A 26,297-nucleotide genomic window follows, 5' to 3' on the forward strand; every position below is an offset into this window, starting at 1 on the left:
TCGAAGCACTGCGGAGTGCGCTAATGGGTGAAGGATGGACGGTTTCGGAATGGAGCGATCCGGCGGGCACCGTATACCCGCTTCACGCGCATGAGTACGCCGAAGTGCGCGTCGTGGTGAGCGGACGCATGCGCGTTGGATTGCCGGAAGCTGACGAAGAAATCATCCTTCAACCCGGCGATCGTTTAGAAATTCCCGGCGATTTGCCGCACTGGGCAGACGTGGATGGGGATGAGCCGGTCGTTTATCTTGCCGGTCATCATCAAGACCATACGCATCGCAAAAAACCTGTGGTGCGCATGAACGCGTAACCACTCGCGCGTTCGAACCTGCTTCAATTTACCACCAAGGCGCGCGCGCGCGAAGAGGACCTCTTGGCGCGTGTGTGTCTTGGTGGTCATCTTGCAAAATCCTGGAGGAATACATGCGAAGGAAAATTACGGTCGTCGGCGCGGGCTTTGTCGGCGCGACGACCGCGCAACGATTGGCGGAACGAAATTACGCGGATGTGGTGCTCGCGGACGTCGTCGAGTTTGTCGCGGAAGGCAAGGCGCTTGACTTGGCGGAAGCGGGACCGATCGTTGGCTACGACGTGAACGTTTCCGGCGTCACGGTGAAAGACGGCGTCGGGTACGAAAAAATCGCGAACTCGGATATCGTCGTGATGACGGCGGGCATCGCGCGCAAACCTGGGATGAGCCGCGACGATTTGATTCTCACGAATCAGAAAATCGTCGGCGGTTGGGGCGAGCAAATCGCCAAGCACGCGCCGAACGCCATCGTCATCATCGTGACGAATCCGGTGGACGCGATGACGCAATTGATTTGGCACATGACCAAATTCCCCAAGCATCGCGTCATCGGTCAAGCCGGCGTGCTCGACAGCGCGCGCTTTCGCACGTTCGTCGCGATGGAACTGGGCGTGTCGGTGCAAAACGTGGACGCGTACGTCCTGGGCGCGCACGGCGATCAAATGGTCCCGCTCCCGCGTTACACAACGGTCGCCGGTGTGCCGATCACCGAGTTGTTATCGAAAGAAAAGATTGATGCGCTCGTCAAACGCACGCGCGATGGCGGCGCTGAAGTCGTGAACTTGCTCAAGACTGGGTCGGCGTTCTACGCGCCGAGCGCGGCGGTCGCCGAAATGGTGGACGCGATTGTGTACGACAAGAAAAAGATTTTACCGTGCATTGCGTACCTCGAAGGCGAGTACGGCATCAACGGCGTGTACGCCGGCGTCCCTGTGCGCCTGGGCGCGCAAGGCATCGAGGAAATCGTCAAGTTGAATCTCAACGCCGACGAGCTGGCGCTCTTGCAAAAATCCGGCGAAGCGGTGCGCGCGTTGAACAAGGTGATGGGAATTTAGGAATTCAGAATTCAGAATTGTGAGTTCTGTTCGTGAGGCAAAGATGGTGGTGCGGAACGCGATTGCGTTAAAAGAGAAAAAACCATACATTGTCAAGACGCCGGGAATTGCGGGTGGACGTCCGCGCATTGACGGTCACCGGATTCGCGTGCAGGATGTCGTCATCTGGCATGAAACAATGGCAATGTCGCCGGATGAGATCGCAGACCAATTCGATCTGACATTAGCAGAGATTCACGCGGCATTGGCGTACTATTACGACCACATCAAGGAAATTCGACGCGATTGGGAACGCGATAAAAAAATTGTCGAGCAATCCAAAAAACGCCACCCATCGAAATTGCAAGACAGGATAAAGACGCTGCGTGGCTGATCCGATTCGATTTTATCTCGATGAGCACATGCCCAGGGCGCTTGCTGTCGCGCTTCGTCGTCGCGGTATTGATGTTGTGCGTGCCCAGGATGTTGGCTTGCGTAAGGCAACTGATCTTGAACATTGGCAGTTTGCGGAACAAGAACGGCGCGTGCTTGTTACAAAAGACAGCGATTTCCTGGGAATGGATCAGAAAAGCATGTCCCATTTCGGGATTGTGTACTTTGAAGAGGACAGACGTATCGGCGAAATGCTTGACGCGTTGACACTGATTTGTGGAGCAATGTCGCCTGGTGATATGGTCAATCACGTTGAGCATTGGTAAGAACGTCCGGAGGATGATGGATGAATAACATCCGCGAAGAGTGTCTCGATAACGGCTTGAAAATTCTGCTCAAATCGGTACGCACCGCGCCGGTGGCGACCTTTTGGGTGTGGTATCGCGTCGGCTCGCGCAACGAAGTGCCCGGCATCACCGGCGTTTCGCACTGGGTCGAGCACATGATGTTCAAGGGTACGCCGACGCTGGGCAAAGGCGAGATCATGCGTCTCGTCAATCGCAACGGTGGATCGGATAACGCGTTTACGTGGACCGATTTCACCGCGTACTATGAAACCTTGCCGAGCGACCGCATTGACCTCGCGCTGCGGATTGAAGCGGATCGTATGGTCAATTCATTGTTCGACCCCACCGAGGTCGCGAGCGAGCGCACCGTCATCATCTCCGAACGCGAAGGCGCGGAGAACGAGCCGCGGTTTTGGCTCGCCGAAGAAGTGGGCGCGGCGGCGTACAAGGTGCATCCGTATCATCACGACACGATCGGTTGGAAGACCGATCTCGAAACGATGACCCGCGACGATCTCTACCATCACTACAAAACATTTTACGCGCCAAACAACGCGGTCATCGTCGCGGTCGGCGATTTCGACGCGGACGAGATGCTTCAGAAAATCGCGGACGCGTTCGGCAACCTGCCGCGCGGCAAGGACGCGCCGTCCGTCACAATGGTCGAGCCGCCGCAAGAAGGCGAACGCCGCGTGTTGTTGCGCCGTCCCGGCGCGACGAGTTATTTCCTCGCGGCGTATCACGGTCCGCGCGCAACCGATCCTGATTTTCTCCCCGCGTTTGTTATGGCGGGTGTGCTCGCGGGCGTGGGCGGGATGAGTTTTTCGGGACACAGTAGTCCAGGACGTTCATCGCGTTTGTATCGCGCGCTCGTCGAAACCGGACTCGCGACGGATGTGGATTGCGGTTTTCGCGCGACGATTGACCCAGGTACGATTGACCTATCGGCGACGGTACGCCCAGGTGTGCCGATCCGCAAAGTCGAAGCCGCGATCTTTGCGGAATTGGACAAAATCGCGCACAAGCCGATCAGCGAGTCCGAGCTTGCCACGGTGATCAAGCAGGTCAAGTCCCAGTTTGTGTACGCGACGGACGGCGTGATGAATATGGGCTATTGGCTTGGGATGCTGGAAATCGTCGCGTCGTACCAAATGTACGAAACGTTTTTGGACAATCTGATGCAAGTAACAAAAGCGGATGTGCAACGCGTCGCGCAAAAATATTTGATCGCGACGAATCGTACGGTTGGTTGGTTCGAGCCGGCGAATGGCAAACCAGGGAGAGGACGATGACCACACTTCCCATTACTCCCGAAACGATCACGCGGGTCACGCTCGATAACGGCTTGACGATTTTGGTGCGCGATAATCCGAACAACGCATCGGTAACACTGCGCGGTCGTTTGCGCGCGGGTGGACTGTACGACACGGACAAGACTTCGGGTCTCGCGCATTTCGCGACCGCCGCGCTCCAACGGGGCACGCGCAAACGCACCTTTCAAAAATTGAACGAAGAACTCGATCGGCGGGGTATGTCGTTCGGCGTGGGCGCGGGGATGGAGACGATTGGCTTTAGCGGCAAATCGCTCGTCGAAGATTTCGATCACTTGCTCAACCTCGCCGCCGATGTGTTGATGCATCCGGTCTTTCCAAAAGTCGAAACCGAAAAATTGCGCCAGGAATTACTTGCCGACCTCAAAGAAGCGGACGACGACACGCATCACGTGGCGTACCGCGAGTTTCGCGCGTTGTGCTATCCCAAGACGCATCCGTACCATCGTTTATCCGATGGCAGGGCAGAGACGGTCAAACGCTTAACGCTCGCCGACTTGAGCGATTTTCATGCGCGCTATTTTCGTCCCGATGTAACGACAATCGTGATTGTCGGCGATGTGCGCGCGGGCGATGCGATTGCCAAGATCGAACGCGCGTTGGGCAAGTGGCGCACACGCGGCAAACCGGCGGAACACACCTTGCCCGATGTTCCTCCGCTGAAGCAGAACGCGCGCAAGGTTTCGGCGCTCGCCGGAAAAATGCAAGCCGATCTTGTGCTGGGTCATGCCGGCATCCGCCGCACCGATCCCGATTACTACGCGCTCAGTATCGGCGATTTGATTTTTGGACGGCTCGGTTTGTACGGACGACTCGGCGCGAACGTGCGCGACAAGCAAGGGCTGGCGTACTATGTGTTCAGCGGACTCGAAGCGAATATCGGCGCAGGACCGTGGGCGGTGCGCGCCGGCGTCAATCCCAAAAACATTGATCGCGCGGTGGACGGCATCCTGGCTGAGATTGTGCGTTTTCGTTCTGAGCCGGTGACCCAGGATGAGTTGGACGAGGCGCGCGATTTTGTAACTGGCTCGCTCGCGTTGCGACTCGAAACGAACGATGGGGTCGCGGCGACGCTAGGAGACATCGAGTTGTTCAGTCTGGGCTTGGATTATTTGCAGCGCTATCCCAGCATCATTCGGGCGATCACGGCGGAGCAAATTCTTGCGGCAGTCCAGAAACACGTCCAGATCGAAAACTATGCGCTGACGATTGCGGGTCCAGTGAGTCAGTGAACAGTGAACAGTGAACAGTTTTCAGTGTTCAGTATTCAGAGAACCAAATCGAAACCTGAAACATGCAAGCGAGTCAGGAGTCACGATGGTCGAACCAAAGAAACGCGCGCCTCGGCGCAAAAAAATTGAAAAGTTTGAGGAAGAGTCCATCGAATTGGAAGATGCCGGCGCGCGCGATGTGAGCGCGCATACGGTCAACATCCGGCATGGCGGCGTGCGCGACATCAAAAAAGCCGATACGGTTACGGTAACACAAGGCGGCGTGAACGCAGTGGATGCCAAGAACGTGACGGTCAACCAGGGTGGCATCGTCCAGGTTGAGGCGGATTCTGTCACCGTCAAACAAGGGGGCATCGGGCGCGTCGAAGCGAGCGAGGTTTCGGTTACACAAGGCGCGGTGATGTTAGCGCAAGCGGAGAACGCGCAGTTGAGTCAAGGCACGGCGTTGGCGGTGACCGGCACGAACATCGGCGTTGAGATGGGCGGCGCGCAGTACATGCTCGCGCGCGAATCCATCCATGTTCAGCAGGGCGGCGCGATGGTCATGGCAGCGCCGCGCATTCAAGTGGAGAACGGCGGCGCGATGTTTCTGTTTGCGCGCGAGGTGCATGGCGACGTGCGCGTCATGTTCGACCGGCGCAGCGCGCTCGTCTTCGGCATCGCGGCGGGAGTGGTGATCGGGTTGCTTACGCTAGCAAAGCGAAAATAGATTGGTCGTCAAGATGCTCACTCGCACCGAGTGAGCATCTTTGACTTGTACCCGCGTTCGAATTATACTGGGTATACGATGTTGCCGATTATTCAGAATTACGCGGCGATTATTATTTTCATCATTGCGCTGATTTATGGCGCGGTGGTGTTTTTGATCGCGCTTTCCACCAACCGCGCCGCCGAAGCCACGCGGCGCAAAGCCGAGGCGCGGTTCAAAGAAGCCAAGGACGAACGCGCGGCGGCGGCGCACGCGTTGCAACAATCGGTGATGGAACGCCGCAAAGCCGAGGACGCGTTGCGGCTTGCCGACGACACGATGCGCCAAGCACGCGCGGAGTACGAGCAGGTTCGCAAAGAGCAAACGACGCTGCAACACTTGCTCAACCAAACCGAACAAGAACGCGAGTCCGCGGCGGAAGCGCAGCGCGCCGCGAATGCTACCCTCAAGCAAGTCGAAGAAGAACGGTTGAAGGCGCAAGAAGAGCGCCAGATCGCGGAGCAAGCCCTGACGAACGCGGAGGAAGAACGCCTCGACGCGGAAGAAGACCGGTACGCCGCCGAAGTCGCGTTAAAAAAAGCGGAAGAGGAAAGCGCGCGCGCTGGCGATTGGAACGCCTCGGCGGAAGAAAAATTGGAACAAGCCGCGGCGGAACACGAACAAGCACGCGAAGAACGACTCGCCGCCGAACAAAAACTTACCTTGGCGGAAGACCGTTTAGAGCAAGCTGACGACGCGCAGCAATCCGCGAAAAAGACGTTGCGCCAGGTAGTCGAAGAACGTTTTCTCGTCGAAGAGAAACGGCGCGCGGCTGAGGATTTGATGCGTCGCGCCGAAAACGAACGTCGCGCGGCGGAGCAAATGCGAAGCCAGGTCGAGGCGGAGCGCCAAGCGGCGGAACGCGCGTTGCACGAAGCGAAAGAATTGCGCGACCTTGCCGAACCTATGATGGCGCGCGCCCAAGCCGAACGACAGAAAATCGAAAAGGACCGGCTTGAACTAGAACAGAACCGCTTGCGTTTCCAAACCGAACAAAGCGATTGGCACGCGCAAGTGGAACGCGAGCAAGCCCAGCACACGCGCGAGTGGACGCAGGCGCGGCAAGCGTTCGAGCAAGAGCAAACCGATTGGCGCGCCCAGGCGGATCAGGAACAAGCTCGGCACGAACGCGAGTGGACGCAAGCGCGCATCGAGTTCGAATCCGAAAAGAGCAACTGGCGGTCGCAAAAAGAGCGCGAACAGGCGCAACTCGCGCGCGAAGCGGCGCAAGCGCGGCAAGCGATCGAACAAGACAAACAAGCCGCGCGCGAGCAACTCCAAAAAGAGCGCGACCAGCACGCACGCGAGTTGGCGAACGCGCGTCAAGCATTCGAGCAAGAGCAGAACGCGTTACGCGCACAATTGGAAGAGGAACGCGAACAACGCACGCGCGAACAAGCCGAAGCGCAACAGGCATTGGAGCAAACACAAGCCACGTGGCGAACGCGCGCCGAGAAGGAACTGGCTTTGGCGCGACAACAACTGGAGAGTGAACGCGCGCGTGTGAATGAGATGTTCACGAATGCGGAACACAAACACCTTCAGGCGTTGGAATCGCGCCAGCAGGCGCGCGAATCACGCGTGGCGGCGGAACAGGCGCGGCGCGAAGCCGAGCGCGCGCTCTATCGCGCGCAAGAACTCGAACGCGAGACCGCCGGGCGACTCGCGCAAGCGCAAGAGAGCGAACGTCGCGCCCAGGAATCGCGCGAGGTCGCCGAGCCGTTGACGGCGCGCGCGCACGAGGACCGCCTCCAAGCCCAGCAAGATCGCGCGTCGGCGGAACAGGCGTTGCGGCAGGCGCAAGCGGACCGCCAAGCGGCGGAAGCCGCGCTGCGCCAAGCCGAAGAAAAACATCGGCTCGCGCGCGAAGCGCAGGTGGACGCGGAACTGGGTTTCCAACAAGCGCAACGCGACCGCGAGCAAGCCGCGCAGGATCGCGCCGCGGCGGAATCCGCGCAACGCGAAGCGGAAGAGTTGCGCGCGCAAGCGCAAGACCTGGCGCGCCAAGCCACGCAAGCCCAGGATGAAGTGCGGCGCGAACGGCGCGAGCAAAAGAACGAACCCGATTCGCTATTGTTGCGCCGCTTGCGAAAGCGCGACGCCGAAGAAGCCAAACAAAAAACGCGCACCGATTGAAATGCAATTCTACTTTATTCGTCATGCCCAGTCCGCCAACAATCATCTCTACGCCACGACCAACTCGACGCTGGGACGCAGTCAAGACCCCGAACTGACCGAACTCGGCGCACGCCAAGCCAAACTGCTCGCGCAATTCATTCGCGCGAGCGATTTGAATCTCACGCATCTCTACACCAGTCTGATGATTCGCGCGATTGAAACCGGCGTGGTCGTCGCGAACGCGATCGGCGTACCGCTCGTCGCATGGGATGACCTTCACGAAACTGGCGGAATCTATCTCGACGACCCAGCGACCGGCGGACGGATCGGGCAAGCCGGTAACAATCGCGCATACTTTGAGAATCGTTTTCCGCATTTGGTTTTGCCCGCGACCCTGGGTGAAGCGGGGTGGTGGCACTGCCGCCCCTTCGAGGAACGCGAATGGCGTCCCGCGCGCGCGGCGCGCGTGCTTGCCGAGTTGCTCGCGCGGCATGGCGGCACGGAAGATCGCGTCGCGTTTTTCAGCCATGGTGGTTTCTTCAACTATTTGCTCGCCGCGATTCTCAAATTGCCGACTCTCGAGGCGTATTGGTTCGAGTGTGCGAACACGGCGATCACGCGGATTGATTTTGGCGAGCGGATTGAAATCGCGTACGTCAATCGCGTGGATTTTTTACCGCGCGAGATGATCACGTAAAGTAAATTTCCTATTTGCTCGTTTCACATCGTAGTTTGCATCGCGGATACATTTTTACACAGGGGGGAGAATGAACGACAAGCAAAAAGAACTGGTTGAACGCGCGCAAGCCGACGGCGTGCAATTCGTCAGTCTGCAATTGACCGACGTGTTCGGCTCGATCAAAAATATTACGATTCCGGTGGGGCGTCTAGGCGAGACGCTCGAACACGGCATTTGGTTCGACGGTTCTTCGATCCAAGGTTTCACGCGCATTTATGAGAGCGACATGTTTATGGTGCCGGATATTGCGACGTATCGCGTGCTTCCCTGGACAGAAGGCGACCATCGCGTCGCGCGATTGATTTGCGACGCGTATCGCCCCGACGGCGAGCCGTTCGAAGGCGACCCGCGCGGAATTTTGCGCCGCGTGGTTCAGCGCGCCGCGGCGATGGGTTTGCGATATTACACCGCGTCCGAGCCGGAATTTTTCCTGTTCCGCCAATCGGACGGAGCGAAACCGGTCGTGCACGATGTCGCCGGCTATTTCGATTTCTCGCCGCGTGACCTGGCTTCCGAAGTGCGCCAGGACATTATTCTCGCACTCGAGCAGATGGGCATCGAAGTCGAACGCGGGCATCACGAAGTGGCGACCGGTCAGCATGAAATCAATTTTCGCTACGACGACGCCGTGTCGAGCGCGGACACGTTGATGACGTTCAAGTACACGGTCAAAGCCATCGCGCAGGCGCATGATCTTTACGCGACATTCATGCCCAAGCCCATCGCGGGCATCAACGGGTCGGGCATGCACACGCATCAAAGTCTGTTCGATGCCAAGGGCGAAACGAATTTGTTTTACGATGCGAACGATGCATACCACCTCTCGCCGCTCGCGTACAACTTTCTCGCCGGTCAACTCGAACACGCGCGCGCGCTTGCCGCGATTGTCGCGCCGACGGTGAATTCGTACAAGCGGCTCGTGCCCGGTTACGAAGCGCCGGTCAACATTTGTTGGGGACAGATCAATCGCTCGGCGTTGATGCGGATTCCGCGCTACTCCAAGGGTCGCGAAAAATCGACGCGTATGGAATTGCGTTGCCCCGATTCGAGCAGCAATCCGTACTTGGTGCTCGCCGCGATGCTCGCCGCCGGTCTCGACGGCGTTCAGCGCAAACTCCAAGCGCCGCCGCCAATTGAAGAGAGTTCGTACGAAATGACGGACGCGGATATGCAGGCGCGCGGCATCGGCGTGTTGCCCGGCTCGTTGGGCGAGGCGCTCGCCGAGTTGGAGAAAGACGAGGTCGTGCGCGAATCGTTGGGAGAACATGGCTACAAGGGTTTTGTCCGCGCTAAACGTCGCGAGTGGGACGAGTACCGTTTGCAGGTTTCGCAGTGGGAGTGGAATCGGTACTTTGAAGTCGTCTAGGTGTGTGGTTGGATAGTTGCGTGGTCGCCTAGTCGTCGGTGAGTTGAAGACCTTTCGGGTTGGGCGCGTGAAAACCTGGGAGGTCTTTTTTCTATTCCCTCCCCTGCGAAAGCGGGGGAGGGTTAGGGCGGGGGGTGAATTTCGGCGCGCGTCGTTTGCGCAACTCACGCGCTTGCCTTATAATGCGCCACACGCGACGAGGGGGAAATGAAAAAACGAAACAAGGATTCCATTCATCGTCGGAAGAAACCGTCTGTTGTAGAAGACCCAACACTGCGGATTATTGGTTTGGGACATTCTGGTAAGGGCGATATTTCGGTCAATCACGATGATTACATTGTCAAGGCGATACGCAAGAAAAGTATAGAACAAGATGCAAATCACCTTTCGCAATAAAACGTACGAAGTGAAACCGGGCATCACCGCGCGCGACGCGATCAAAAAAATCGGGCTTGATCCCGAAGCGGTGCTCATCACGGTCAATGGCAAACTTGTCACCGACGATGTGATTCTGCGCGATGAGGATCAGGTGAAGCTCGTGGCGGTTGTTTCCGGGGGATAAAATAAAATTTTCGATTTTCGATTTCTGATTTTCGATTGTCACCCGGCAATCACAAATCGCAAATCGCAAATCATAAATCAGAAATGGTGTGTGATGCGTTGTCGAAAATGCGGCACGAACGCGGTCATCAACATGCGGCAACACAAGTTGTCGCTGTGCGGTGAACATTTCGTCGAGTGGTTCACCACACAGACCGAACGTGTCATCGAAAAATATAAAATGTTCACGCGCGAGGAGCGTATTCTTGTCGCGGTGAGCGGCGGCAAAGATTCGCTCTCGTTGTGGGATGTGCTGTTGCGGCTTGGCTATCAAGCGGACGGGTTGTACATCGGGCTGGGCATCAACGAGCCACAGCCGTACTCGGATGTGTCGCTGGAGAAAACGCGGGCGTTTCTAGAATTCAGAATCCAGAATCCAGAATTCGGAATTCAGAATTCGGAATTTAACGCGGAAAGCGATTCGCCATCTGCCATCCGCGATTTTGCGCCAACCCTCCACGTTGTTGACGTTCCCGAAACGTACGGCAAGACGATTCCGGAAATTGCGCGCGAGAAAACGCGTGGGCAGGGACGACCGTGCGCGGCGTGTGGTTTGACCAAACGCTACATCATGAATCGCCTCGCACACGATAAGGGCTATAACGTGCTCGCGACCGGGCACAATCTCGATGATGAAGTCGCGGTACTGTTTCAAAATACACTGCGTTGGCAGACAGGGTACCTCGCGCGCCAAGCGCCGATTCTGCCCGCGTCGCACGAAGGGTTGACGCGCAAGGTCAAACCCTTCTGCCGATTCTACGAACGCGAGACCGCGACGTACGCGCTCGTGCGCGGCATCGAGTACATTTACGACGAGTGTCCGCACGCGACCGGCAATCAGATGAATTTTCACAAGACGTTGTTGAATCAACTCGAAACCGAATCGCCCGGTTCCAAGCTTGCGTTCTATCTCGAATTTTTGCGCGCGCGCGGCGAAGGTCTGTTCGATAAATTCAACGAGACCGAAACGCTTCACGCGTGCGAAGTGTGCGGTCAACCGACGAGCGCGCCAGGGCGCTGCGCGTTTTGCCGGATGTGGGATGTGAGTGCAATAGTTCGATAGTGCGATAGTTCAATAGTCGGAGTCATCCAATCTCCAATCTCCAACTTCCAACCTCTAATTCCGCAAGCGTCGCGCGCGCGGCGGCGATCATCTCGCTTGGTAATGTCGCGAGCCGCGTGCTGGGTCTCGTGCGCGAGATGGTGATTGCCTACCTCTTTGGCGCGACCGGCTATGTCAGCATTTTTCGTGTTGCCGCGACGATCATCCAAACGCTGTACGACTTTCTGGTCGGCGGCATGGTGAGCGCGGCGCTCGTTCCCGTGTTCTCCGATTTTTCTGCGCCGGATCGTCGCGCGGAACTATGGCGCGTGGCGAGTGTCGTCGTCAACCTCCTCGCGATTCTTCTCGCGCTCGCGGTGCTCGTTCTCGAAATTTTCGCGCCGCAACTCGTGTGGCTTCTCGGCGGCGGGTACGACGCGGAACTCCAAGCCGCGGCAGTCGAGATGATTCGCTTGATACTTCCCGCGCTCTTTTTCCTGGGCATGTCCGGCGTCATCACCGGATTGCTCTACTCTCTCAAGCGTTTCACCTTCCCCGCGTTCACCACCGCCGCGTACAACGCGGGCATTGTTGCCATCGCGCTCGCGCTTACACCGCTGCTGGGTATTAGGAGTTTGATTGTCGGTATCATCGTCGGCGCGGCGTTGCAAGTCGCGTTGCAGTTGCCTGGGTTGCGCGATATGCGTTATCGTGTCGCGCTTGATTTCACGCATCCGGCGCTGAAAAAAATCCTGGGTCTGTACGCGCCGGTCGTCGTCGGTCTCGTGGTCAGTGTCATCGGCGTGACGATTGATCGCAATCTCGCGTCGCGCACCGGCGATCAATCGCTCGCGTGGATGCAGAACGCGACCGTGCTTGTGCAATTCCCGCTCGGCTTGGTCGCGACCGCGATTTCGTTCGCGATTCTACCGGTACTCAGTCAGCAGTCAGCCGTAAGTTCAGAATTACGAATTACCAATTTCGAATTTCGATCCACGCTTGCGTTCGGCATCAAACTTGTTCTGCTCCTCATTCTTCCCGCGACCGTTGGCTTGTTCGTTCTCGCTCATCCGATTGTCGCGCTCGTGTTCGAGCGCGGCGCGTTCACTGCCAACGATACGAATTGGACGGCGCGGGCATTGCAGTTCTACCTCTTCGGCTTGTCCTTTGCCGCGATTGACCAGCCGCTCGTATTCGCATTCTACGCGCGCAAAAACACGCTCTTGCCGAATCTCGTCGCGATTGCCGGCGTCGCAATTTATCTGGTCGTTGCGCTTGCCCTGATGCAAACCTGGGGATTTATCGCTTTGGTGATTGCGAACTCGGCGATGCTGACCGGGCACGCGCTCTTGATGCTGTGGTTCACGCGCACGCGCCTTGGTGGATTGGGCGGGCAGGGTGTTGTCGCATTGACGATCAAAGTGATGCTTGCGTCGGGGGTGATGGGTGCGGTTGCGCTCGCGATGTTCAACGCGCTGGTAAATGTCGCGATAGTGTGGCAGGTGATCGTCCCAACGATAGCGGCAGGCGCGGTGTACGTCGCGCTGTTGCGCGTGTTACGCGTGCGCGAAGCAGAGCACGTGTGGACGATGGTGTGGTCACGGCTAAAACGCGGTTGACGCACGTCAAGATGAGCGTATAATTCGCGGCAAGGAGTGACTGAAATGGTAAATTATTTGGATCAAGTTTTGGAGCGCACACTGGCGGTCTTGCCTGTAGCTAAAGAAGATTTGTTGGTGCGCGGAATTACCGCCGAAGTTACCGCACGGATTGTGGACTTGAAAAAGACCACGGCGCGCTTGCAGTCCAAGTACGGTTCGCGCGATGTGTCGGAGCAACGCATCGCCCAAATCGGCGTAACGCCGGACGATCATACCGCGTACACCGATTTGATCGAGTGGCGCGCGATGGAAAATGAAACGCGTGAATTGTTTGGTATCCTGGGAACGTAGAGAATTACCTAGGTATTGCCGAGTCGAGAATTGGAGCGTAGATGTTTAGCGTACTTCCCCCCAATGCCACGACGATGCTCGATTGGTCGTGGTCGCAGATCGAACCGTACTACAACGACCTCGCCGCACGCGAATTGAACGCGGGCAATGTCGCGCCATGGCTTGCCGATTGGACGCGCATCGCCGAGTTGGTCGAGGAGATGTACGCGCGTTTGAATGTCGCAACGACGGTGAATACCGCGGACAAGGAATCTGAAGAACGCTATCGCGCGTTTCTCGATCAAATTTTTCCGCCCGCGCTTGCCGCCGAGCAAAAGTTGAAAGAAAAATTGCTCGCGAGTAATTTGGAGCCGGACGGATTTACGATTCCACTCCGCAACATGCGTACCGAAGCCGCGATTTTTCGCGTGCAGAATCTGCCGCTGCAAGCCGATGAACTAAAGCTGAGTAACGAGTACGACAAAATTATTGGCGCACAAACGGTGCCCTGGCAAGGTGAAGAGGTCACGATCACGCAGTTGCGTCCAGTGTATCTCGAAACCGATCGCGCGAAACGCGAATCCGCGTGGCGGCTCGCGGCGCATCGTCAGTTGGCAGACCGCGCGACGATCATCGAACTCTGGAAAAAATTTCTCGACCGGCGGATCCAGATGGCGGCGAACGCCGGTTTCGCCGATTATCGCGCGTATCGCTGGCGGCAACTTTTACGCTTCGATTACACACCGGACGATTGCAGGAATTTCCATCGCGCAATTGAGCAAGTCGTCGTGCCCGCCGCGCTGCGCGTGTACGCACGGCGTCGCGTACGCCTAGGAGTCGCGACTCTGCGCCCCTGGGATTTGGATGTAGACCCGCTTGGTCGCGCGACTTTGCGTCCGTACCATGATGTGGCATCGCTCAAGCAACAGGTCAAGCGGACCTTCGATCATCTCGATGCGACGCTCGGCAATTATTTCGACGTGATGATGCGCGAGGATTTGCTCGATCTAGAAAATCGTAAGAACAAGGCGCCGGGCGGATACTGCACCGCGTTCGCGGCGGCAAAGCGACCGTTCATTTTTATGAACGCGGTCGGCTTGCACGATGATGTGCAAACGCTCTTGCATGAAAGCGGGCACTGTTTCCACGTGTTTGAATCGGCTGGATTGCTGTACGCACAGCAACGCAATGTCGGCTCCGAGTTTGCCGAGGTCGCTTCGATGGGAATGGAGTTACTCGCTTCGTCGTTTTTGACAACGGAGCGCGGCGGGTTTTACTCCGAGCAAGACGCGGCGCGCGCGCGCATCGAACACCTTGAGAAAAGCATTTTGTTTTGGCTCTACATGGCGGTGGTAGACGCGTTTCAGCACTGGGTGTACGAAAATCCGCACGACGCGATGGACCCCGCGAATTGCGACGCGCAGTGGGCGATGCAGTGGACGCGTTTTATGCGCGGCGTAGATTGGTCTGGGCTTGACGAAGAAATGAAAACGGGCTGGCAGCGCAAATTGCACATTCACCAATTGCCGTTTTACTATATCGAGTACGGTTTGGCGCAGTTGGGCGCGGTGCAGGTGTGGGCGAACTCGTTGCGCGATCAAGCCGCCGCGATTGCGAACTATCGCCACGCGCTCGCGTTGGGCGGCACGGTGACGTTGCCAGAATTGTACGCGGCGGCTGGCGCGAAATTCGCGTTCGATGCGAAAACCCTGGGTAATGCCGTTGCGTTGATGGAAAAAACGATTGACGACTTGGAGCACGATGCCGGATAAACGTACGCTCGACGAAGTGAGTCTCGACGAACTGGAACGCGTGGTCGAAGAACGACGACGACTCTCGCGCGCGCAACAGTTCGCGGAAAAAGTGGACGGACCGCGCTTTCGTCCGGTGACGGTGATGCCGGTTGAAAAACCAGCGGCGCCGGCAAGCCGCGCGATAAAGCGCCGTAGCTGGCGCGATCGTTTTCTCTTTGCGATTGAAATTGTGGCGGTTCTCGGATTGACCGCGATCATTGTGGGTTCGTTCGTGAACTTGCAAGCGTTGAATCAAGAAGTCGTCGCGCAAGTGCGCGGAAGCGGTACGCCAAACCCGACGGCGGTTAGTGGAAACGGCGAAACGTTGCCTGGGTCTTCGTTTCCGCCGGCGAATCTCGTGAGTGAATTGCCGGGATCCTCGTCGCCGCCGGAAGCCGCGCCGCCTGCGTTGGGCATTCGTTTGCAATCGGTCGCCGCCGTGCCGGTACCGACCCCAGGTCCACGTTCACCTACGCGTATCGTGATTCCCGCGCTCAACGTGGATTGGCCCATCGTTCCCGGCGATGGCTGGGATGAGTTAAAGCAAGGGATCGGACACCGCATTGGCACGGTGAATCCCGGCGAGCGCGGCAACATTATCTTGTCTGGGCACAACGATGTGTACGGCGAACCGTTTCGTGACCTCGAAAAATTGGAGATGGGCAAGGATGTGATGATCTATGCGGGCGGAACGGCGTATCGGTACATCGTGAAATCGAAACGGGTCGTTGCGCCGACTGATCTGAGTCCGTTGTCGCCCTCGCGCAATCCGATTGCGACGCTGATTACGTGTACGCCGTATCGCGTGGATACGCACCGTTTGATCGTCGTCGGCGAACTCGCGCCGTAATGATTTCAAATTGCAGATTTCGGATTTCAGACTATAATGCGTTCGATTCAACCGCCGGAATTTCGTCAGAGAATCGAAAATCAGAAACCAGAAATCATAAATCAGAAATTGGAAATGGAGAATGTATGCCCAAGAAAACTCGTAAGATGAAACAGCGCGCCTCGTTGCGTCGGGGTCTCGCGCCCGAAGCGGGAATCGAAGAAGGCGAATCCGCCGCCGAACCCATGACGACGATGCGCTTCGAAACGAATCGCGCATTTACGCCATTGTCGTACGACTATAGTCATATCTATGCCGACCTCAAGCGCATCGTGCTTTTTGCCGGATTCTTCTTCGTCGTGCTGGTCGTGTTGTCGTTCGTGATCAAATAAAACGTCCGCACAAATGGAAACGACGCGGCAGATTGCTACGCCCTTAAGGACGTGGCAATCTGCCGCGTCGTTGTGTTTTTTTCGATTACGCGTGATCGACGCGCGCGTGCGGAAAACCGATCACGCGTCGAATGGCGAGCGCGAGGAGCAGGTGCACGATCAAACAGTACCACGAATTTTGGGTCAGGATGAACACCAGCGTGCTAATGATCGCGAGACTCGCGCGCCACAGCGGCGCATCGGCGCGCGTCACTTCGTCTATGCGTGCGCGCACGTGTGGATCGCTCCAACTTTCGAGGAGGGTCAGTGAGAGACCGAACAAGCCGCCCCAGTAAAAATCAGCCAGCCACATGACGGGACCACTGCGATAAAATGCCCAATGCGTTTCCTGGTACAGCGTCTCGACGATTTGTCCCGCCCAGTACCAACCCGTCTCGTCAATCGCGTGGGGATGCAGCGTGCGCGCGTACGGACGCCACACCCAGATCACGACGAGCATCGCGCCGATGCCGAGCGCGGCAAACGCGAACGCGGTCGAGAACCAATCCATCCGCCAGATGCCGAGCGCGCGCGTCGTGTTCCACCCGAGCATCAGCGTACCCCATGGAAGCAGGAGAAAGTACACCCAACGCGCGAGATGCCCGATCACGCGCGCGAGGCGCGACGTGGAAGACCAAAGCGCGAATCGTCCGAGGCGATCCGTGCGCAACGTCCAACGACGGCTTGCCCACGCAAGATTCGACGCGAGCGTGTACGCGCCAATCGAAACGCCGAGGAGGATCGCGATCGCGACGCGCGGCTCGATGGCGTAGAGCGCATCGAGGAAATTCACTGAGGTCTCTCGAGTGGATGGGCGGAGATGAGCGGCACGACGAGGGTCACGCGAGTGCCTTGATTCGGCGCGGAGTCAATTCGCAATTCGCCGTTGATCAACAGCGCGCGTTCGCGCATATTTTGCAAGCCGAGACTGCTGCGCCGATCATACGTGCTAGTGACGCGATGGACGTCAAATCCGGGTCCCTGATCTTGTATCGTCGCGACGAGGGCATTGCCTTGCCGCGCGACATGCACTTGGATCGGGGCGCTGTTGCCGTGCTTACGCGCATTGCCGACCGCTTCTTCGATGACGGCGAAAATTGTTGCCGCGGTATTCATGTCCAGCTCGCTGGAAAAATCGCCCGGCTCGATCGTGATGGACACGTTTTCCGTTTCGCGCAGGCGTTCGCCGTACTGTGCGAGCGCCGCGGACAATCCCTTCGATTCGAGCGCGAGCGGGCGCAACGTGAACAACGCGGTGCGAATTTCTTTGACGGTCTGTTGCGCCGTCGCGCGCGCTTTATCCAATTCGCGCTTGGCTTCGGGCAAATCGGTTTCGAGCAAGCGTGTGATGAATTCCAACTGCATCACCAAGCCGGAAATTTTTTGCGTGGGTCCGTCATGCAAATCGCGCGCGAGTTTGGCGCGGACATCGGTATCGCTGCGGATGATGCGGTCTTGTTCCTTGCGCGTGATTTGGTACAACCGCGCGTTTTGAAACGCGATGCCGGCTTGGCTGGTGAACGCGCGCATCAAATCCAAATGTTGTTGGCTCGGTCGGCGCGGTGCGGGACTGGCGAGCACGACGACGCCGTATTGCTCCAAGCCGGATTGCAGCGGATAGCATACCGCGCAGCGTCGTTTGGAAAGCGTGGTGAATGCCACCAATTCTGGATCGCGGTGGACCTGTTCCGTCATGGTGGCGTGTCCAGTGTGGAGCGCCTCGGCGACGATGCCGGATTTGCCGTCAATCACGCGGTTTTCGTCGGTCGTCTCGAGATTGCGTGAGGCGACCACGCGCAAGCGTTTTTCCGGATCGTGATCGTCAAAGAACATTGCAAAGCCAACCGAAGGCGCGTCATCGCTCCGCGCTTCGGGCAAGCCGCGCACGCCGGCTTCGAGCATAGATTCGAGGACCGGGCGGTAGCTAGTCGTCAACGAGAACAGATCGCTCGTTTGATAGAGCAGTTTTGCCCCCGCGACGACGCCGCGCAATTCGTCCAATTCCATTGCCGCTTCTTTGGCGGCAACTTCTTTTTCTTGTTTGGATAAAAATCCGACGATGACCACGCCGCCGAACAAGCCCGCCACCGGCAGCGCGCGCGCGACGAGCGCGCTGGACATCGAGTTACCGGAGGCGGTGATGGCGTTGCTGATGAGCATCAGCGTCAACACGCCGGCAGTAATGAGACCGGCTCGGGGACCAAAGCGCACCGCGGCAACGAGCGCCGGAAAGATTGCGAAGAATTCGAGCATACTCGAAGGCGGACTGATAAAAGAGGGTAGCGCGCCAAAGAGGATCACGTCCAGAATCAACGAAGGAATGGGTAGCCACTTGGCGGCGCGCGGCGCAAAACGCAAAATGATGCCATACGCCATATTCGCAATGGCGAAGACGATGAGCCACGAAACCATCTGTGACGCAAACGCCTTGTCGCGGGTTTCGATCCAGACAATCAGTAAAACGACCAACCCCAGAACCCAGCGTAGACGAAACAGCGAACCATCGGTGCGCGTGGATGGAGTGGCGATCATCGAGGAGGTGGAATCAACCAAGCGTATGCTCCGGTTTATCAAAGAACCGCGGCTGGCTGCCGCGGTTCAGTCATCGAAGAGTGGGCGGTATAGGAATCGAACCTATGACCTCGCGGATGTGAACCGCGCGCTCTAACCATCTGAGCCAACCGCCCGTACGTCCGGCATTATAGCACGGGGAATGGTAAATTGCAAATTGCATTTTTATTCTGCTCGTGGTATGATTTTTGCGCCCAGATTATAGCGCGCAAAGGAGTGCAATGAAGGAACGCTCTTACGTAATTGCGATTGTGGTCGTGCTCGCGATTTGCTGTCTCGGCGTGTACGTTGCCGTTACTGGGTATTTGAACAGCCAACCTTCGACCACTGCCCCGAGTACTTCGGGCGTGATTGCTTCGCCGGTGGTGACGGTATTGCCGACAGAGACGATTGCGCCGTCGAAACCGGTGGCGGTCGCGCCGGTGATTTCGGCGACGACCGCGCCGGCGCCTTCGCCGCTTGGCGCGATCCGAACGATCACTGCCGTCGTACCAACGCAGCCGATTGCGCCCGTCGTTGCCGCGCGTCCCTCTGCGACCCCGGCGCCGCCGCCACCCGCGACGACGGTCGCGCCAGCGTCACCCGCGTGTTCCGGTTTTGCATACTGTTGGAGTAGCGGTGTGCCGGATTCGACGATTGGACCGGGCGGCAACGAATGTCCGGCGAATTATATTTTCGGACGCGTGGTGGATTCCGGTGGGAGAGGCATTCCGAATATGCAAATTCGTTTTCGCGATCCAACGGGCATTAGCGCGGGCACCACAACCAAGAGTCCGCCGGATCCGGCTGGCGCGTACAACATTCCAACCGGACAACCCGGCAGTATCTGGGAACTGTGGCTTGAAGTGAATGGAAACCAAGCGAGCAACCTAGCCAAGATCACGACGCAGCGATACACCGGCGCGGGCAATTGTCCCAACCGCGTTGATTTCATTCAGCAAAAATAATTCGTGACGAAAAACAAAAACCGAGAGAAGAACGCTCCTCTCGGTTTTGATTTTGCTAACGCGTGGGCGTGCGCGGCGGCGTAAGAATTGGCGTGGCGACGCGCGTGGGAACCAGTGTGCTCACCGCGGTGGTCCTGGCAGTGGCAACCGGCGTGTTGGGCGCGCTGGCGCGGTTCGGCGATGTGAGGATGTTGATTCCCAACCACGCGATCAACGCAAGGAACAGCCAAAGCACGACCAATCTGCGCGGCGGGCGTTCCGGCAGTTTAAAGCGCGATTTGTCTTCCGATGGTGCGCTAGGCGGTTTTGCGCTCACGCGAATCTCATTTCATTTGGGCATGGATTTGAGGCGCACGAACGCGCCGCGCGGTGTGCCATCCGGTTTGGTTATAGACCACCAATACTCTTCCGTGTCTTCGGTCCAGTCTGGGTTGGCAAGATAGATTACGAACATCGCGCCGATCCAGGGCGTCCAATTTTTCTTAGCGTACTGGTACGCATCCACGATGTACTTGGCTTGCGTTTGCTCGTCCACTTTGAACCACGAGTACGCTGGATGAATCGCGTCGGTCGTCCAACCGAACTCGAGAATCATGATCTGTTTCGCGCTGTCGCCCTTGGCAACCATGATCTTGCGAATGTCTTCGACGTGACGGAACGCATAGATGCGTCCGTTCGGATCGTTGTTGTTGTACGCCGGATTTTTCGCGACATCGTCGGGACTCATTTCCGGCGGCGCTTTGAAACCGGGTGCGTGAACTCCGAGCGCGTCGAAATACCCGTCCGACTTGTTGCCCATCGCGGCATACATCCTTTCGATGTAGAGCGCGTCGGGCATCGCTTCGTCGTCGTTGCGCGATGTGGGCGTCATGCCAGCGGTGACGATGCTCGCGTTGGGGTCAATCGCTTTGATCGTTTGGTACGACAATTTGAGGAGTGCGGCGTATTCGGTTGGGTTGGGCGCGCGCCCGCACCACTCGCGCGAGAGATTCGGTTCGTTCCAGATTTCGTACGCGCGGATGCGCCCTTTGTAACGCGTGACGAACACCTTGAGAAAATCAACCCAGTCTTGATTGTTTTTCGCCGGACCCATCTGTTTCTTTTGGGTGTTGAAACACCCGGGCGCTGCCCATTCGGGCGCGTTGTCCATCCGCGCGAGCATGTCAATCCCTTTGCCATTGGCGAGATAGACCGCGCGATCGGCGTTCTCCCAGTTGAACGCGCCCTTTTTCGCGCCTTCGATATCGCGCCACGAAAAAGTTTGCTTGACCCAGCCAAAGCCCATCTCTTTCGTCAGACCCAAATCGCGGTCGGCGGTTTCGGGTCGCCACCACAAAAATGCTTGCACGCCGTACTCGGGTGAATTCATTTTGATCGGTTTGGCTTGCGGCAGGGCGGGAATCTTGGGCGTCGGTTCAGGCGCTTCGGTCGCGGTTGGTTTTTTCGCGGGCGTGCCCTGGGTCGGCGCTGGCGCGGCTTTGGTTGGCGCGACGGTGACTGCGCGAGTGGTCGTTGTGGTGGCGCGCGCGACGGGCGCGGGTGTGTTGGTCGCTTCCGGCATCAGCGCGGTGAGTCCGCCGTTCTGCCAAACGACCACGCCGGCGATGCCAAGACAACACACCACAAGTCCCACGATGACCAGCGCGATGATTCCACCAACGATCAACTTGCGATTCGTCGGTGGTGGCGCGGGTTCGGGGGTTGGATAGGACGGATTTTCGTACATGCGCTCCTCGTTTGGAAATGTTAAAGTGATTATATCAAACGCGTTGTAGGGGCGCAAATTCTTGGTTTGGCGCGTTGACAATCCCGGTTATCACTTTTATAATCGCGCCAGACATTTCGGTAGGGCAAGTTTCCAACTTGCCATGCCTTGCATGTGCGCCGGTCAAATGCGGCAAGTTGGAAACTTGCCCTACAATATCAGGAGAGCGTATGATTCTCGATACCTTGGTTGTTGGTCCGTTGGGCGTGAATTGCTATCTCATCGGCGACGCGGAAACGCGGCAAGCCATCGTGATTGATCCCGGCGGTAACGCGCGCGATATTCTCAAGGCGATTGAGCGACTCAAGTTACAAGTCACGCTGATCGTCAACACGCACGCCCATTTCGATCACGTGATCGCGTTGAGCGAAATTCGCGTTGCCACGCGCGCGCCGTTTGTGCTTCACGCGGAGGAGGCGCCGGTCTTGGCGCACGCGCAGGCGAGCGCGGCGTTGTTCGGAATGACGGTGCGTCAGCCCGATCCCGCCGACCGATTGTTGGAAGAAGGCGATGACATCCGCGTCGGCTCACTCGCGTTCAAGGTCTTGCACACCCCAGGTCACACGCCGGGCGGATTGTGCTTGTCCGGCGAGCAGTGCGTCATCACCGGCGATACGCTGTTTCAGGGGAGTATCGGGCGCACCGATTTGCCCGGCGGCGATTACGTCACATTGATGCAATCTATTCGCGATAAACTGCTGATGCTGCCGGACGCGACCGTCGTCTATCCGGGGCACGGCGACGCGACGACGATGGGCGAGGAGCGCGCGCTCAATCCCTTCCTGCGTCCGCTGATCACCGGGCAGTGGAACGTATGACGAACGCAAGCGATGTGGCGACACATCGCTATTTTATTTCACACGGCTAATTGGGATAGTTAGGATGATACAATTAATTCGTTCAATCTTGACTAAACAGATTATAAATGCTACAATCCGAGGCGTTCACAAGGAGGCGAACGATGAGCAAAAAAACGGAGGATGGCAGTAGTTCGGCGAAGCGACACTTCGCCGAAGAGGTTGGCTTGATGTTCGACCAGGAGGGGTTGCCGCAGATGGCGGGTCGCATTTGGGGTTGGATGCTGATTTGCGAGTCGCCGCAGGTCTCCCTGCAGGAGCTTGCCGAGGTTCTGAATGCGAGCAAGGGGTCTATTAGCACGATGAGCCGACTGCTGATTCGTGCGGGGGTAATCGAGCGCATCGCGATCCCAGGGCATCGGCGGGATCACGTGCGGCTCAAGAGCGGCGGTTGGACGCATTACGTCGAAGAAAGTATGTTGCGTGTGTCGGCGTATCGCGCGTTGGCGGAACGCGGTCTGGAATTGCTCGAAGGCAAAGATCCCACTGCACGCGCCACTCTGACGGAACTGCGGGATTTATACGCGTTCTTTGAACAAGAAATGCCGGCGTTGATGGATCGGTGGGAGAGAAAGCGCAAAAGCGCACGATAGAAGGTTGGAATGGTTTTCAAGAATTTGATGCGTCGCAAGACACGCACCTTGTTGACGGTGATTGGCATTGCCATCGGCGTCGCAGCAGTGATCGCGTTGGGCGCGTTCGCGGAAGGTTTTATCAACTCGTACGCGACGATTCTCACGTCGAGCGGCGCAGACGTGATCGTCACACAAGGCGACGCCGCCGACATTATCCTTTCAGCAGTGGATGATACGGTGGGACCGCAGGTGAGCGCGTTGCCCGGTGTCAGCAAAATCTCCGGCGTTTTGCTTGGGATGATCACGACGCCGGACGTGCCGTACTTTGTCGTGTTCGGTCTTGCGCCGAACGAGTTTGGCATCGGGCACTACAAGATCATCAACGGCGCGAAGATCGCGGGCGCGCGTCAAGTGTTGCTCGGCAAAGTGGCGGCGAAGAGTTTCAAAAAACAGGTTGGCGATAATTTCAAAATCCAGGGCGTGTCGTTTCGCGTCGTCGGCATTTATGAAACCGGGCAGAACATCGAAGAGATGGGCGCGGTGCTCGCGTTGAAAGAGGCGCAAGAGATTTTCAAAAAGCCGCGCCAGGTCACGTACTATCAACTTCAGGTGCAACGTCCCGAAGCGACCACGCCGGTGATCGCCGAGATCGAACGACGATTCCCAAAGTTGACGGCATCGCGGTCGTCCACTTTTATGGACGACCAGCAAGAAACGCAGATGTTGCGCGCGATGGGCTGGTTCATCGGCTTGCTCGCGATCATTGCGGGCGGTTTGGTGATGATGAACACGATGCTGATGAGCGTCTTTGAGCGCACGCGCGAAATTGGTGTGTTGTGCGCGCTCGGTTGGCGGCGCGGACGCGTGTTGCGGTTGATCTTTGGCGAAGCAATTGTCCTGAGCATCCTAGGAGGCATCCTTGGAGTGGTGCTCGCGATTGCGCTCGTGTACTGGTTGAATCAACTCCCCGCGCTGATTGGATTTCTTGACAACGCGATTACGCCGGCGTTGATCGCGCAAGGCATGGTAACCGCGCTGTTTCTCGGCGTGGTCGGCGGATTGTATCCCGCATGGCGCGCGGCGGGCTTGCAACCGGTCGAAGCGGTGCGCTACGAAGGCGCGGGTAGTTCGGCGAAAACAAAAACTGGGAATTCATTCCTCGGGAATATCGGCGGGATTGCGTTTCGCAATGTGTTTCGTCAACGGACGCGCACCGTGTTGACCGCGCTCGCGATTGGCGTGGGCGTTGGACTCGCGGTGACGCTGGGCGGCATGGCGGAAGGACTCATGGGACAACTGGGCGCGATTGGGAGTCAGAGCGGCGAGTTGACGATCACCGAAGCGAAAGCATCGGACATGTCGCTCGCGGCAATTGACGACAAGGTCGGACGCTGGGCGGCGGGCTTGTCTCCGGTGCAGTACGTGTCGGGCACGTTGATCGGCGTGACCTCGATGCCGGGCACGCCATACTTTCTCGTGTGGGAACTCGATCCGACGAGTTATGCGATTCGGCATTACGCAATCACCGAAGGCGAGCGAATGCGCTTGCCGCGCGAGATGATCATCGGCAAGGTCGCCGCGAAAAATTTGAAAAAGAAAATCGGCGATGCCGTGACGATTTCAGGGAACTCGTTTCGAATCGTGGGGATTTACGAGACCGGCGTTGGCTATGAAGACGGCGCGGGCGTGATCGCCCTGCAAGAAGCGCAACGTATTTTCAAAAAGCCGAACCAGGTGAGTTTCTACTTTGTGAAATTGCGCGACCCCGGTCATGCCGAGGTGGTGAGCCAGCAAATCGAGGCGCGATGGTCCGAGGTGAGCGTATCAAAATCCACCGAGTACGCGGAAAAAACGAACGACATGCAATCGTTCCGCGCGATGTCGAACGCGCTGTCGTTCGTCGCGATTCTGATCGGCGGCGTCGGCATTATGAACGCGATGTTGATGAGCGTGTTCGAACGGACGCGCGAGATCGGCACACTGCGCGCGCTCGGTTGGCGGCGACGACGCGTCGTCGGCATGATCGTGCGTGAATCGCTCTTGCTCAGTTTCTTGAGCGGATTTGCCGGCATCGCGTTCGGCGTGGGCTTGGGCACACTCCTCACGCTCGAACCGACGATGGGCGTGATGCTCAAAGGGGATTACTCGCCCGCGCTGTTGGCGCAAGCGATGGGCGTGGCTTTGGTGCTGGGCGCAGTCGGCGCAATGTATCCGGCGTGGCGCGCGGCGAATCTTTCGCCGATTGAAGCGCTGCGCTATGAATAAAGGAGAATGGCATGTTGTCTTCGGCGTTTGAATTGAAATCGTTTGACCCGCGGAATGCCAGTGATGAAATATATCGCGCGGCAAACGCGTTCAGTAATCGAATGCGCGCGGAAACATTACCGGACGATCCACCGATTCCGTTCGACGAAGCAGTGCGCGGTTGGCGCAACATTCCGGCATTCGTCAACGTTACGGCGTGGGGCGTCACACGCGTAGGAGCGATGCAGTTCGTCGCGACGAGTAACATCGCTTGCTTGATGACGGAAGAGAATCGGCATCTTGCCGAAATGCAAATCGAGGTGTTGCCGGAATTTCGTCGTCAAGGTCTGGCGCGTATTTTACTCGCGCAGATTGCCGAGACCGCGACGCGCGAACGACGGCGCTTGCTCATCGGAACGACGGGCGAACGCATTCCGGCGGGCGAAGTGTTTATGGCGCGACTCGGCGCGCAAAAGGGACTCGAAACGCACACGAACCAACTCAGAATCGCGGAACTGAATCGTGATCTCTTGCGCGAATGGTTGGCGCGCGGCGAGGAGCGCGCGACGGATTTCGATTTGGGATTTTGGGATCGCGCCTATCCAGAATCAGACTTGCAAGCGATTTCCGAGTTGTTGCAAGTGATGAACACCGCGCCGCGCGGTGATTTACAGTTCGAAGATTTCAAGTTCACACCCGAGCATTTACGCCAGATGGAAAAATCGGCGCTCGAGCGCGGCGCGCAACGGTGGACGCTGTACGTGCGTGAACGCGCGACTGCCAAGTTTGCCGGCTTTACTGAAGTCTTTTGGCATCCGAATCGCCCGGAGATTTTACAGCAGGCGGGCACCGGCGTGTTTCCCGAATTTCGCACGCATGGTTTGGGACGCTGGCTGAAAGCGGCGATGTTGGAAAAAGTATTGCGCGAGCGTCCGCAAGTGAAATTCGTTCGGACGGGCAACGCGGATTCAAATGCCGCCATGCTCAAGATCAATAATGAACTCGGCTTCAAGCCATACATTTCGCACGCGATATGGCAAATCGAGACGGCGCGCGCGTTGGAATATCTTCAAGCATCGCGCTAATGCGGGGG

Annotated in this window: 27 protein-coding genes and 1 tRNA gene; 23 read left to right on the forward strand and 5 right to left on the reverse strand. The window is 57.6% G+C overall.

The annotated features are described in order from the left end of the window. The first annotated feature begins 23 nt into the window (after nucleotides 1–23). The 18 genes from HY868_22905 to HY868_22990 all read left to right on the forward strand — a co-directional run bounded on the left by HY868_22905 (nucleotide 24) and on the right by HY868_22990 (nucleotide 16,206). Nucleotides 24–311: a cupin domain-containing protein gene (locus HY868_22905; protein ID MBI5305000.1), complete on the forward strand. Its 288-nt coding sequence runs from the start codon at nucleotides 24–26 to the stop codon at nucleotides 309–311. A 113-nt stretch (nucleotides 312–424) separates the two neighbouring features. Beyond that, nucleotides 425–1,366, forward strand: coding sequence for a malate dehydrogenase (mdh, locus tag HY868_22910; protein MBI5305001.1), 942 nt, complete (start codon nucleotides 425–427; stop codon nucleotides 1,364–1,366). 43 nt (nucleotides 1,367–1,409) lie between these two features. Beyond that, the gene (locus HY868_22915; GenBank protein ID MBI5305002.1) at nucleotides 1,410–1,739 is read left to right on the forward strand and encodes a DUF433 domain-containing protein; all 330 of its coding nucleotides are present in this window, start codon (nucleotides 1,410–1,412) and stop codon (nucleotides 1,737–1,739) included. After that, nucleotides 1,732–2,064, forward strand: a complete 333-nt coding sequence (locus HY868_22920) for a DUF5615 family PIN-like protein (GenBank protein ID MBI5305003.1) — start codon at nucleotides 1,732–1,734, stop codon at nucleotides 2,062–2,064. Before HY868_22915 ends, HY868_22920 begins: the two co-directional genes overlap by 8 nt. A 20-nt stretch (nucleotides 2,065–2,084) precedes the next feature. Continuing rightward, nucleotides 2,085–3,377: an insulinase family protein gene (locus tag HY868_22925; protein MBI5305004.1), complete on the forward strand. Its 1,293-nt coding sequence runs from the start codon at nucleotides 2,085–2,087 to the stop codon at nucleotides 3,375–3,377. Then, complete coding sequence (locus HY868_22930) at nucleotides 3,374–4,648, forward strand: insulinase family protein (GenBank protein MBI5305005.1); 1,275 nt, start codon at nucleotides 3,374–3,376, stop codon at nucleotides 4,646–4,648. Before HY868_22925 ends, HY868_22930 begins: the two co-directional genes overlap by 4 nt. Nucleotides 4,649–4,733: 85 nt before the next feature. After that, nucleotides 4,734–5,357, forward strand: coding sequence for a hypothetical protein (locus HY868_22935; GenBank protein MBI5305006.1), 624 nt, complete (start codon nucleotides 4,734–4,736; stop codon nucleotides 5,355–5,357). Nucleotides 5,358–5,435: 78 nt separating this feature from the next. Beyond that, nucleotides 5,436–7,532 (forward strand): hypothetical protein, encoded by a 2,097-nt coding sequence (locus HY868_22940; GenBank protein MBI5305007.1) that lies wholly within the window; start codon nucleotides 5,436–5,438, stop codon nucleotides 7,530–7,532. Nucleotide 7,533: 1 nt separating this feature from the next. Beyond that, on the forward strand, nucleotides 7,534–8,211 hold the full coding sequence (locus HY868_22945; protein ID MBI5305008.1) for a histidine phosphatase family protein: 678 nt from the start codon (nucleotides 7,534–7,536) through the stop codon (nucleotides 8,209–8,211). 70 nt (nucleotides 8,212–8,281) lie between these two features. Further along, on the forward strand, nucleotides 8,282–9,619 hold the full coding sequence (locus HY868_22950; GenBank protein MBI5305009.1) for a glutamine synthetase: 1,338 nt from the start codon (nucleotides 8,282–8,284) through the stop codon (nucleotides 9,617–9,619). Nucleotides 9,620–9,826: 207 nt separating this feature from the next. Beyond that, nucleotides 9,827–10,015, forward strand: a complete 189-nt coding sequence (locus HY868_22955) for a hypothetical protein (GenBank protein ID MBI5305010.1) — start codon at nucleotides 9,827–9,829, stop codon at nucleotides 10,013–10,015. Next, nucleotides 9,993–10,181 (forward strand): MoaD/ThiS family protein, encoded by a 189-nt coding sequence (locus tag HY868_22960; GenBank protein MBI5305011.1) that lies wholly within the window; start codon nucleotides 9,993–9,995, stop codon nucleotides 10,179–10,181. Before HY868_22955 ends, HY868_22960 begins: the two co-directional genes overlap by 23 nt. 93 nt (nucleotides 10,182–10,274) lie before the next feature. Continuing rightward, a complete protein-coding gene (locus HY868_22965) occupies nucleotides 10,275–11,282 on the forward strand; it encodes an adenine nucleotide alpha hydrolase family protein (GenBank protein ID MBI5305012.1) in 1,008 nt (335 codons plus the stop codon). 29 nt (nucleotides 11,283–11,311) lie between these two features. Then, on the forward strand, nucleotides 11,312–12,880 hold the full coding sequence (gene murJ, locus HY868_22970; GenBank protein MBI5305013.1) for a murein biosynthesis integral membrane protein MurJ: 1,569 nt from the start codon (nucleotides 11,312–11,314) through the stop codon (nucleotides 12,878–12,880). Nucleotides 12,881–12,925: 45 nt separating this feature from the next. Beyond that, nucleotides 12,926–13,213, forward strand: coding sequence for a hypothetical protein (locus tag HY868_22975; protein ID MBI5305014.1), 288 nt, complete (start codon nucleotides 12,926–12,928; stop codon nucleotides 13,211–13,213). Nucleotides 13,214–13,254: 41 nt separating this feature from the next. Continuing rightward, the gene (locus HY868_22980; GenBank protein ID MBI5305015.1) at nucleotides 13,255–14,964 is read left to right on the forward strand and encodes a M3 family oligoendopeptidase; all 1,710 of its coding nucleotides are present in this window, start codon (nucleotides 13,255–13,257) and stop codon (nucleotides 14,962–14,964) included. Next, a complete protein-coding gene (locus tag HY868_22985; GenBank protein MBI5305016.1) occupies nucleotides 14,954–15,835 on the forward strand; it encodes a sortase in 882 nt (293 codons plus the stop codon). Before HY868_22980 ends, HY868_22985 begins: the two co-directional genes overlap by 11 nt. Before the next feature lie 125 nt (nucleotides 15,836–15,960). Then, entirely contained in the window at nucleotides 15,961–16,206 is a 246-nt protein-coding gene (locus tag HY868_22990; GenBank protein ID MBI5305017.1) for a hypothetical protein, read from the forward strand. A gap of 85 nt (nucleotides 16,207–16,291) precedes the next feature. Here the strand turns inward: HY868_22990 and HY868_22995 are convergent, their stop codons facing one another. The 3 genes from HY868_22995 to HY868_23005 form a co-directional block, all read right to left on the reverse strand. Further along, on the reverse strand, nucleotides 16,292–17,038 hold the full coding sequence (locus HY868_22995; GenBank protein ID MBI5305018.1) for a hypothetical protein: 747 nt from the start codon (nucleotides 17,036–17,038) through the stop codon (nucleotides 16,292–16,294). Further along, nucleotides 17,035–18,798, reverse strand: a complete 1,764-nt coding sequence (locus HY868_23000; GenBank protein ID MBI5305019.1) for a GAF domain-containing protein — start codon at nucleotides 18,796–18,798, stop codon at nucleotides 17,035–17,037. The genes HY868_22995 and HY868_23000 overlap by 4 nt, the downstream gene beginning before the upstream one ends. A gap of 60 nt (nucleotides 18,799–18,858) precedes the next feature. Continuing rightward, a tRNA-Val gene (locus tag HY868_23005) sits at nucleotides 18,859–18,932 on the reverse strand. A 105-nt stretch (nucleotides 18,933–19,037) separates the two neighbouring features. Between HY868_23005 and HY868_23010 the strand changes: the two genes are divergently transcribed. Next, nucleotides 19,038–19,763: a hypothetical protein gene (locus HY868_23010; GenBank protein MBI5305020.1), complete on the forward strand. Its 726-nt coding sequence runs from the start codon at nucleotides 19,038–19,040 to the stop codon at nucleotides 19,761–19,763. A gap of 55 nt (nucleotides 19,764–19,818) precedes the next feature. Here the strand turns inward: HY868_23010 and HY868_23015 are convergent, their stop codons facing one another. Together HY868_23015 and HY868_23020 are read right to left on the reverse strand one after the other, a co-directional pair. Continuing rightward, nucleotides 19,819–20,079: a hypothetical protein gene (locus HY868_23015; protein ID MBI5305021.1), complete on the reverse strand. Its 261-nt coding sequence runs from the start codon at nucleotides 20,077–20,079 to the stop codon at nucleotides 19,819–19,821. Nucleotides 20,080–20,091: 12 nt separating this feature from the next. Beyond that, on the reverse strand, nucleotides 20,092–21,489 hold the full coding sequence (locus tag HY868_23020; protein ID MBI5305022.1) for a hypothetical protein: 1,398 nt from the start codon (nucleotides 21,487–21,489) through the stop codon (nucleotides 20,092–20,094). 209 nt (nucleotides 21,490–21,698) lie between these two features. Between HY868_23020 and HY868_23025 the strand changes: the two genes are divergently transcribed. The 4 genes from HY868_23025 (at nucleotide 21,699) to HY868_23040 (ending at nucleotide 26,289) form a co-directional block, all read left to right on the forward strand. Beyond that, nucleotides 21,699–22,346, forward strand: coding sequence for an MBL fold metallo-hydrolase (locus HY868_23025; protein ID MBI5305023.1), 648 nt, complete (start codon nucleotides 21,699–21,701; stop codon nucleotides 22,344–22,346). 143 nt (nucleotides 22,347–22,489) lie between these two features. Beyond that, nucleotides 22,490–22,978: a MarR family transcriptional regulator gene (locus HY868_23030; protein ID MBI5305024.1), complete on the forward strand. Its 489-nt coding sequence runs from the start codon at nucleotides 22,490–22,492 to the stop codon at nucleotides 22,976–22,978. Nucleotides 22,979–22,987: 9 nt separating this feature from the next. Next, nucleotides 22,988–25,225 carry an ABC transporter permease gene (locus tag HY868_23035; protein ID MBI5305025.1) on the forward strand — a complete coding sequence of 746 codons (2,238 nt, stop codon included), beginning with the start codon at nucleotides 22,988–22,990 and terminating at the stop codon, nucleotides 25,223–25,225. A gap of 11 nt (nucleotides 25,226–25,236) precedes the next feature. Beyond that, complete coding sequence (locus HY868_23040; protein MBI5305026.1) at nucleotides 25,237–26,289, forward strand: hypothetical protein; 1,053 nt, start codon at nucleotides 25,237–25,239, stop codon at nucleotides 26,287–26,289. The last annotated feature ends 8 nt before the right edge of the window (nucleotides 26,290–26,297 follow it).

Source organism: Chloroflexota bacterium (assembly GCA_016219275.1).
Lineage (GTDB): Bacteria > Chloroflexota > Anaerolineae > UBA4142 > UBA4142 > JACRBM01.

Excerpts from the sequence above, each read along its gene's own strand:
- HY868_22905 (MBI5305000.1), top strand. The coding sequence starts at position 24 with ATGGGTGAAGGATGGACGGTTTCGGAATGGAGCGATCCGGCGGGCACC.
- mdh (MBI5305001.1), top strand. The coding sequence starts at position 425 with ATGCGAAGGAAAATTACGGTCGTCGGCGCGGGCTTTGTCGGCGCGACG.
- HY868_22915 (MBI5305002.1), top strand. The coding sequence starts at position 1,410 with ATGGTGGTGCGGAACGCGATTGCGTTAAAAGAGAAAAAACCATACATT.
- HY868_22925 (MBI5305004.1), top strand. The coding sequence starts at position 2,085 with ATGAATAACATCCGCGAAGAGTGTCTCGATAACGGCTTGAAAATTCTG.
- HY868_22930 (MBI5305005.1), top strand. The coding sequence starts at position 3,374 with ATGACCACACTTCCCATTACTCCCGAAACGATCACGCGGGTCACGCTC.
- HY868_22935 (MBI5305006.1), top strand. The coding sequence starts at position 4,734 with ATGGTCGAACCAAAGAAACGCGCGCCTCGGCGCAAAAAAATTGAAAAG.
- HY868_22940 (MBI5305007.1), top strand. The coding sequence starts at position 5,436 with ATGTTGCCGATTATTCAGAATTACGCGGCGATTATTATTTTCATCATT.
- HY868_22945 (MBI5305008.1), top strand. The coding sequence starts at position 7,534 with ATGCAATTCTACTTTATTCGTCATGCCCAGTCCGCCAACAATCATCTC.
- HY868_22950 (MBI5305009.1), top strand. The coding sequence starts at position 8,282 with ATGAACGACAAGCAAAAAGAACTGGTTGAACGCGCGCAAGCCGACGGC.
- HY868_22955 (MBI5305010.1), top strand. The coding sequence starts at position 9,827 with ATGAAAAAACGAAACAAGGATTCCATTCATCGTCGGAAGAAACCGTCT.
- HY868_22960 (MBI5305011.1), top strand. The coding sequence starts at position 9,993 with ATGCAAATCACCTTTCGCAATAAAACGTACGAAGTGAAACCGGGCATC.
- HY868_22965 (MBI5305012.1), top strand. The coding sequence starts at position 10,275 with ATGCGTTGTCGAAAATGCGGCACGAACGCGGTCATCAACATGCGGCAA.
- HY868_22975 (MBI5305014.1), top strand. The coding sequence starts at position 12,926 with ATGGTAAATTATTTGGATCAAGTTTTGGAGCGCACACTGGCGGTCTTG.
- HY868_22980 (MBI5305015.1), top strand. The coding sequence starts at position 13,255 with ATGTTTAGCGTACTTCCCCCCAATGCCACGACGATGCTCGATTGGTCG.
- HY868_22985 (MBI5305016.1), top strand. The coding sequence starts at position 14,954 with ATGCCGGATAAACGTACGCTCGACGAAGTGAGTCTCGACGAACTGGAA.
- HY868_22990 (MBI5305017.1), top strand. The coding sequence starts at position 15,961 with ATGCCCAAGAAAACTCGTAAGATGAAACAGCGCGCCTCGTTGCGTCGG.
- HY868_23010 (MBI5305020.1), top strand. The coding sequence starts at position 19,038 with ATGAAGGAACGCTCTTACGTAATTGCGATTGTGGTCGTGCTCGCGATT.
- HY868_23020 (MBI5305022.1), bottom strand. The coding sequence starts at position 21,489 with ATGTACGAAAATCCGTCCTATCCAACCCCCGAACCCGCGCCACCACCG.
- HY868_23025 (MBI5305023.1), top strand. The coding sequence starts at position 21,699 with ATGATTCTCGATACCTTGGTTGTTGGTCCGTTGGGCGTGAATTGCTAT.
- HY868_23030 (MBI5305024.1), top strand. The coding sequence starts at position 22,490 with ATGAGCAAAAAAACGGAGGATGGCAGTAGTTCGGCGAAGCGACACTTC.
- HY868_23035 (MBI5305025.1), top strand. The coding sequence starts at position 22,988 with ATGGTTTTCAAGAATTTGATGCGTCGCAAGACACGCACCTTGTTGACG.
- HY868_23040 (MBI5305026.1), top strand. The coding sequence starts at position 25,237 with ATGTTGTCTTCGGCGTTTGAATTGAAATCGTTTGACCCGCGGAATGCC.